Source organism: Streptomyces sp. NPDC045022 (genome assembly GCF_056432605.1).
In genome coordinates this window covers 62,138-69,337 of sequence record NZ_JBWKIR010000034.1, presented here as the reverse complement: position 1 = coordinate 69,337, position 7,200 = coordinate 62,138, and the positions used below count along the sequence as shown (strand labels likewise).

The window sequence follows — 7,200 nt, the reverse complement described above, 5'->3', positions numbered from 1 at the left end:
GGACGATGCACCACCGCCCGCTGAAAACCGGTGCGCTCCTCATCGAAACCCTCCTGCCCCGGAACGAACACCTCGCCCCCGACCCGCTGGGCAAGGGCATCCACTCCGGGAGTCCCCTCGCCGTTCGAAGCCGACGAACCCGGGAATTCACTCATTGACTTCCACCCTTTCCACGGGGCCGGAGCGCGGCCCGGTCCCGATGACCGATGTTGGCTGTGGCAGCCGTGCGACGTCCAATACAAGAGACTTCTGGCTGCCAGCAGCATTCGCTATGAGGTCATAACGAATGCTGCTGGCAGCCAGAAGTCCCGACTATTGGACGCGGTCCGAGGTGGTGTTCCACGATTGCAGGCGCCGCTGAGCGGTGGCCCATCCGAATTCCTCCCGTCAAGGAGCAGTCAAGTGGGAAATTCCGAGAGCACGGCCGAGATGCACCGGGTTTTCAATACCGCCGCAGCGGTGTACGACCAGAGTGGTGTGGAATTCTTCGGCCCCATCGGCCGGCGACTCGTCGAATTCTCCGGAATCGGTTCCGGACAGTCCGTCCTCGATGTCGGCTGTGGCCGTGGTGCCGTCCTCTTCCCGGTGGCCGAGGCGGTCGGGCCGAGCGGTGAGGTCATCGGTATCGACCTCTCGGAGGAGATGGTCGGGTACGCGGGGACCGACGCCCGCGAGCGGGGCCTCGGCCAGGTGACCACGCAGGTGATGAACGGGCAGCAGCCGGACTATCCCAAGGCCCGGTTCGACGCCGTCATCGGTGGCTTCAGCGTCTTCATCTGGACCCACGGCTCCGCCGAACTGAAGCCTTACCGCCAACTGCTGCGCCCCGGCGGCGTCTTCGCCGCGAGCGCCCCCTCCTTCTTCCCGACCGCGACCGGGAAGTGGGGTTTCCTCCCCGAGGACGTCCACGACCTGCTGCTGCCGCACATGACGCAGCCGAAGGAGGGCGACGCCTACGACTGCCCCTTCACCAACATCCACAACAACTGGCTGGTGACCGAAGAGGCCGTCGCCCGGACGCTGGCCGGCGCCGGTTTCGTGGACGCGGAGGTCATGGAGGAGGACCTGCTCATCACCGTCGAGTCCGGGGCCCAGTGGGTCCGGTGGACCCGCACGCACGGAATGCGCCGCCTGTGGGACCGGCTGGCCGAGCGGGAGGCCGATGAACTCGCCGCCGAGGTCGCCCGCAGGCTGGACGCCCTGCGCGGCGCGGACGGGATCATCACGCTGCCGACCCCGATCGTCTACATGCGGGCCCGCGCGCCCCGGGACTGATGCCGCCGCGCGCCCCGGGACCGATCCCGCCGCGCCGCCGGGGGAGTCATCGGTGAGACCGGCGAGGAGGCAGCCGACGCGGCCGGGCGCGCCGCCCGCCTCATGCCGTTGCGGTCACGCGCCGCAGCCCGGCGTACTCCAGCACCGCGTACACGGCCACGACCAGCGCACCGATCAGCATGAAGGCGACGCCGAAGCCGGTCAGCGAGACCGGGTCGGCGACGGCCACCGTGACGCAGGCGACGGCGGAGGCCGCGTTCACCGCGATGACGGCCCGGACCAGTCCGGGCGGGATCACCGGGTAGCCCGCGATCAGGGCGAGCGCGGCCGCCCCGCCGAGTTGGTAGATCCCGAATCCGACCGTGAAGCCCACCGGCATCCCGGTGGCGGAACCGAGCGGCCCGCAGGCCGCGATCAGTACGACCGCCATCACTGCGGTGCTCGCGGCGTCGACCCGCAGTACCAGGCGCAGGAAGCGCGTCGCGTCGAGCGAGGGCGTGGCCGTGTCGGTGGTGGGCAGGGTGTGCGTCATCACGGATCTCCTTCAAGGTCGCTTCGCCGGTCCACCGTGGCATGCGACACGTCGCGAACTCCATGACCTCTGAGGTCATGGTCCGGCGACAGGGCATTGACTACCGTGGAAACATGCAGACGGACGAACTGCCTCGCGTGGGGCTGTTACTGCGGGACTGGCGACAGCGCCGCAAGCTCAGCCAACTCGACCTGGCGCTGAAGGCGGACACCTCGACCCGCCATCTGTCGTGTGTCGAGACCGGCCGGGCGCGGCCCAGCCGGGAGATGGTGCTCCGACTCGCCGAACACCTCGACGTTCCCCTGCGCGACCGCAACGGACTCCTGCTGGCCGCCGGTTACGCCCCGGCGTACCGGGAGACCCCGCTGGACAGCGACCGCCTGACGATGGCGCGTTCCGCGCTGAGGACGATGCTGGCGGGGCACGATCCCTACCCGGCGGCCGTCATCAACCGCGTCTGGGACGTCGTCGACTGCAACCGCGCCATGTCCGTCCTCCTGGACCTCGTCCCGCCGCATCTGACGGACCCGAGCGCCAACGTCATGCGTCTGATCCTGCACCCCGACGGCCTGGCCTCCAGCTGCCTGAACTTCGCGGAGGTGCGCGCCCATGCCCTCGGTCGTCTCCTGCACCAGGCCAACGCCACGGGCCACCGCGACCTGCGGGACCTGTACGAGGAGGTGTCCGGCTACCCCTCCACGCCGGGTGCGGCGCCCGAGCCCGCGCGCGTCGACGCCATGGACATCGTCGTACCGCTGCGGGTGCGCACGCCGTACGGGGACCTGTCCTTCTTCAGCATGATCGCCACCTTCGGGGCCCCGGAGGACGTGACGCTCTCCGAGCTGGCGGTGGAGGCGTTCTTCCCGATGGACGACACCACGGAAGCACTCCTGCGACGCTGGGCGTCAGCCGGTGGGGAGGGGCGGCGACAGCAGAACGAGGGCCGCCAGGAACGCCCGGCAGCGCCGCTTTGACGGGCCGGAAGACGCCCCTTCGGGATTCATCGGTCTCGTCCCGGTCGTAGTCCGACGACGGCGTCCAGACCTGCCGCGGTCGGTGGCCGCAGGGCGCGCAGCCGCACGTGGAGCCGCACCTGCGCGGACGCGTCCTGTGGACAACGGACTCGGCCGGTGCGCCGCGCCGCAGGCTGACGCGCCCGGGCACCGTGGAACGTCCGTGCCGCGATGACCATGGGGAATGTGCGCGGCCCGGCCGGTCTCTACCTGCTTCCCGGCCCGTCCTCTCCTGCCCGCTCGCCGTCCGCGGGGCGGACGGATCCCAGCTGCACGCGGATCACCGCGTACGTCTCGCCGTCCCTGGGCGGCCGCGTCCAGGAGCGGGTGGTGAATGTGTGCAGCCGGCCGTTCACGAGCGCGTGACGCGGCAGACAGGCGCCGAACTCCCCGGTCACTGCTTCCAGCAGCGACCGTTCCGCCTCGGCGCCGTCCTCCAGGTCACCGAAGAACCGGCTCGGTTCCAGCGCCGGTGGTATCGCCCCGCTTTGCTGTATCTCCCCCTCCGCGTACGTGAATGCGTACTGCTCGGCACCGTCCCGCGCCACCGAAAGGTGGAAGAACGGTTCTCCGTGCCATGTCCTCAGGCCGCTCCACACCACCACCGCGCGGGTGCCCTCGCCGGCGGCCGCCGCCGGGGAGACGAACCGCCGCCGGTCGAACGGGGCGGGATCGCCGTCGAAGGCGAAGCTCCAGCCGGTGCCGGCCCGGCCGACCGCCATGAGAGCCCTGTCGTCGTAGGACGAGAACTCCCTCTGGTCGCCCAGCGACCCGCGCGCCTCCCAGAGGGTCATGGGTTCGTTCAGCACGGTGCCGTCCCCGTCCGCGAGACGTCCGGGCACCTCCTCCGGCTCCACCCCCTCCACCAGCACGAACCGGTAGGACGTGCGGTTGCTGTCCGGGTCCGGCTCCGCGAGCCACGCCAGGCCGCCCGGGTCGAGCCCGGCCGTCGGACTCGGTGCCTCACCCGCCTGCCCACCCCGCGGAGTGGACAGCAGCTCGCGACCCCGCTCGGGGGTCAGCAGCGGCCCGAGCACCGGGTCGGCCACCCACCCCAGCGGCGCCAGCTGGTCCGGTCCCAGCGGCTCCCACAGGGGCAGAGCGTCCATCAGTGCCCGCCATGCCCGGTCGGTGTCTCCCCACCGCGCCAGCTCACGCGCCCGCTCGACCGCTTGCCCGAACGGTCCGGCCGCCGTGTACCGGTACGAACCGTTCCTCACCTGATCCAGCGTCGCGTAAGCCAGTGACACCAGGTCGTCGTCGGCGCCCCGCAGATGGAACGTCAGCGTGGAGTCGTCCCGGTACGAGTGCGCCGCGTGCTCGGCGACCAGCGGCGGCAGCAGCTCGGGCGCGTACCGCGGGTTCGTCACCAGCCCGTCGAAGTACACCAGGTAGGTCTGTCCGAGCAGGCGGCGTATCTGGTCACCCAGCCCGGCGGCCCGCGGTCTGCCGTACTCCTTGGCCTCGTCGAGCGCCTTCCCGGCCCGTTCCCAGCCGCCGCGCAGCGCCTCCAGCCGGGCTTCCTCCACCAGGGCGTCCAGCGTTCGCGTCGTGTCGTTGGCGAACTCCGGCTCCCCCTCGCCCGGCTGCGCCCGCAGGCTGTGGAACTCCCGGTACATCTCCCGCATGAACTCGAGGAAGTTCGCGTGCCGCTCGGGCGGTGCGGCCCGCCAGCTCGCCCACGTGTACACGGCCCACTCACCGTCCTCGTCCACGTCCTCGGGATCCATGAGTACGTGGGTGATGTCGGACTCGACGTCGAGCTGCAGTCCGCGCCGCCAGATGTCCACCTCCCGCCGCTCCTCGGGCCCGGCGTCCTCGTCCAGGTACTCCTCGAAGATGTCCGCGAGTCCCGACTCGTCGTTGTGCCAGTGCGCGTCCTCGGTCCCCGCCAGCAGCCACACGAACCCACCCGCGTGCCGCCACCCGTCGCTGACCTTGAGGAACTCCCGGTACGACGGGGGCATCCGTCGGCCGAGGCGCTCCTCCATGGCCGCGATCCGCTCCTCGGACGCGGGCGGGAACCCCAGCCAACGCGCCCGCCGCGCGGCCTCGTCGTCCTCGCCCCGCGTCTCATCGTCCTGCAGGGAATCCGCCCACTCCCCGCTCCACCTGAGCAGGAAGGACCGCCAGTCGAATGCCGTGGTGTCCGTCATGCTCCCGATGCTGCCACCCACCACTGACAACGCTCCGCTGCCTGCCGCGGCCAACTGCCGTGCCACCCACCGGTATTGGCACGTCGGAGGACGCGGGCACCAGGTGCGTCGCGGGTCCGTCGGCCGCCACCCGGTCGGGACACCGGAGTGAAGGTGCGGCTCGCCAGGTGTGCGGGGCGGGGCCGCGGGGCCCCCGGTCGGCCGGCCGGCGGCTCGCCTCCAGCCACAGGGCCTCGACCTGCTCCGGTTCCCCGGGCCGAGCCGCCCGTGTACCCGGGGCGGTCACCGGGCCGGCTCCGGTCCGCGGCCGGCGAGGAAGGCCAGGGCCACGGCTGACTCGCAGGCGATGCCGGTGGTGATCACGTCCTCGTCGATGGCCATGCAGGACGAGTGCAGAGAGGGGGCCGTGTGCGGTGTCAGGTCCGGCGGGCACGCGCCGAGGAAGGCCAGGGCGCCGGGGACCGCCTGGAGGACGTAGGAGAAGTCCTCCGCCGTCAGCTGCGCGGTCGGCAGGACGTCCACCGCCTCGGCGCCGAGCGTGCCGGTGGCGGTGCGCAGGACGAAGTCGGTGAAGCCGGGGTCGTTGACGGTGACCGGATAACCGGGTTCGACGGTCACCTCCGCCGTAGCGCCGTGGGCGGCGGCCACCCCGTGGGCGACCCGGGCGACGGCCTCGTGCATGTGCTGCCGGGTCGGCTCGGCCAGGGTGCGCAGGGTGCCGCCCAGTTCGGCGGTGTCCGGGATGATACCGGGGGCGGTCCCCGCGGTCAGCCGGGTCACGCTGAGGACGGCGCTGTCGTCGGCGGCGAGGCTGCGGGTGACCATCGTCTGGAGGGCGAGCACGATCTCGCAGGCCACCGGCACCGGATCACAGGTGGTGTGCGGCGCCGAGGCGTGCCCGCCGCGCCCTTGGACGAGGACCCGGAACCGGTCGGAGGCCGCCATCTGCGGCCCGGGGCGCAGCCGCACCACACCGGCCGGCAGGTTGGGCTGCACGTGCAGGGCGAAGGCGGCGTCGGCTCTGCTGCCGGAGGCCTCCAGCACCCCCTCCTCGATCATGTGGCGGGCTCCGTGCTCGCCCTCCTCGCCGGGCTGGAACATGAACACCACGCGCCCGGCGATCCGTTCCCGCCGCTCGGCGAGCAGCCGGGCGGTGCCCACCAGCATCGCCATGTGGGCGTCGTGCCCGCAAGCATGCATCAGCCCCGGGGTCCGTGAGGCGAACGGCAGCCCGGTGCCCTCGGTGACCGGCAGTGCGTCCATGTCCGCGCGCAGCAGGATCGTCGGGCCGTCGGCCGCTCCGGTGAGGGTCGCGGTGACGGAGGACAGGGCGCGGCCGGTGCGGACGTCCAGGCCGAGACCGTCGAGCGCGTCGAGGATCAGGCGCTGGGTGGCCGGCAGGTCGAGGCCCAGCTCGGGGCCGCGGTGCAGGGTGCGGCGCAGGGCGACCGCTTCGGGGGCCAGCCGGCGCGCCTCGTCGAGCAGAGCCGGGTCGGCGGCCGCCGGCCGGGACGGGGCGGCGTCCGGCGTGCCGTGCCCGGCCGGAGGCGGAGGTGTCATGCGGCCGTTCTCCTTCCCGGGCCGGCCGTTGGCGGTGCGGCCGGCGACGGCGTCACACGAGGAGGCGGTACCCCCTCACGGTAGGGACGGCACGGCCGTGCCGGACAGTCCCCGTCGGCCCCGGCGTGCGGGATTCGGACAGGGCCGCGTGCGACAGGATGGCGGATTCCGCCTGCTGGCCAGCGGCCGACGCGCTGACATGCTCGGATGAGGACAGCCCGCAGAGCCGCGTGAGGGTGGGGACCCATCCATTTCGACCGGCGTCTCCCGCGGTACCCCGACATCGCGTGGATCTTCACGCACGGCGCCGGAACACTGCCCGGCGAGTGGCCCGTCCGTGGTTCGACATGGCAGGCAGGTACTCCCATCCCCTGCCAAGTCCCCGCCCCCACCGCCGCCTTCGGAACCGAACCCCTCCTCTACGGCAGCGGCTACTGCTTCACCCCCGAGGCCGGCACCACCGCGCGACCGCGGCAGTCCCCGTCGCGGCGGGCACCGACCAAGACCGGCGTCGATGCTGCCGTGTTACCGCTAGCGGCTGCCGCCACGCCGGTATAGCGTTGTGATCAGCAGTCGTGGTTCCGAAGTTCTGTTCGCCCGTGATCGCAAGCACGGGCGTTCTTGCTGTTCAGCGCCTCTCCGGACCAGGGCGATCACCTCCGGG

The 7,200-nt window shown here is 72.0% G+C and carries 5 protein-coding genes; 2 read left to right on the top strand and 3 right to left on the bottom strand.

All coding sequences use genetic code 11. The features are described from left to right. The first annotated feature begins 402 nt into the window (after positions 1–402). Positions 403–1,275, top strand: coding sequence for a class I SAM-dependent methyltransferase (locus tag AC07C1_RS36035; RefSeq protein WP_478946079.1), 873 nt, complete (start codon positions 403–405; stop codon positions 1,273–1,275). Positions 1,276–1,375: 100 nt separating this feature from the next. On the opposite strand, the gene AC07C1_RS36030 is transcribed toward AC07C1_RS36035, so the two are convergent. Further along, a complete protein-coding gene (locus AC07C1_RS36030; RefSeq protein WP_478946077.1) occupies positions 1,376–1,807 on the bottom strand; it encodes a hypothetical protein in 432 nt (143 codons plus the stop codon). Positions 1,808–1,920: 113 nt separating this feature from the next. Between AC07C1_RS36030 and AC07C1_RS36025 the strand changes: the two genes are divergently transcribed. After that, positions 1,921–2,781 (top strand): helix-turn-helix domain-containing protein, encoded by an 861-nt coding sequence (locus tag AC07C1_RS36025; RefSeq protein ID WP_478946075.1) that lies wholly within the window; start codon positions 1,921–1,923, stop codon positions 2,779–2,781. A gap of 245 nt (positions 2,782–3,026) precedes the next feature. Here AC07C1_RS36025 and AC07C1_RS36020 read toward each other — a convergent pair whose 3' ends face one another. Beyond that, positions 3,027–4,976, bottom strand: coding sequence for an SMI1/KNR4 family protein (locus AC07C1_RS36020; protein ID WP_478946073.1), 1,950 nt, complete (start codon positions 4,974–4,976; stop codon positions 3,027–3,029). Positions 4,977–5,258: 282 nt separating this feature from the next. Then, a complete protein-coding gene (locus AC07C1_RS36015) occupies positions 5,259–6,536 on the bottom strand; it encodes a M20 metallopeptidase family protein (protein ID WP_478946071.1) in 1,278 nt (425 codons plus the stop codon). Between the last annotated feature and the right edge of the window lie 664 nt (positions 6,537–7,200).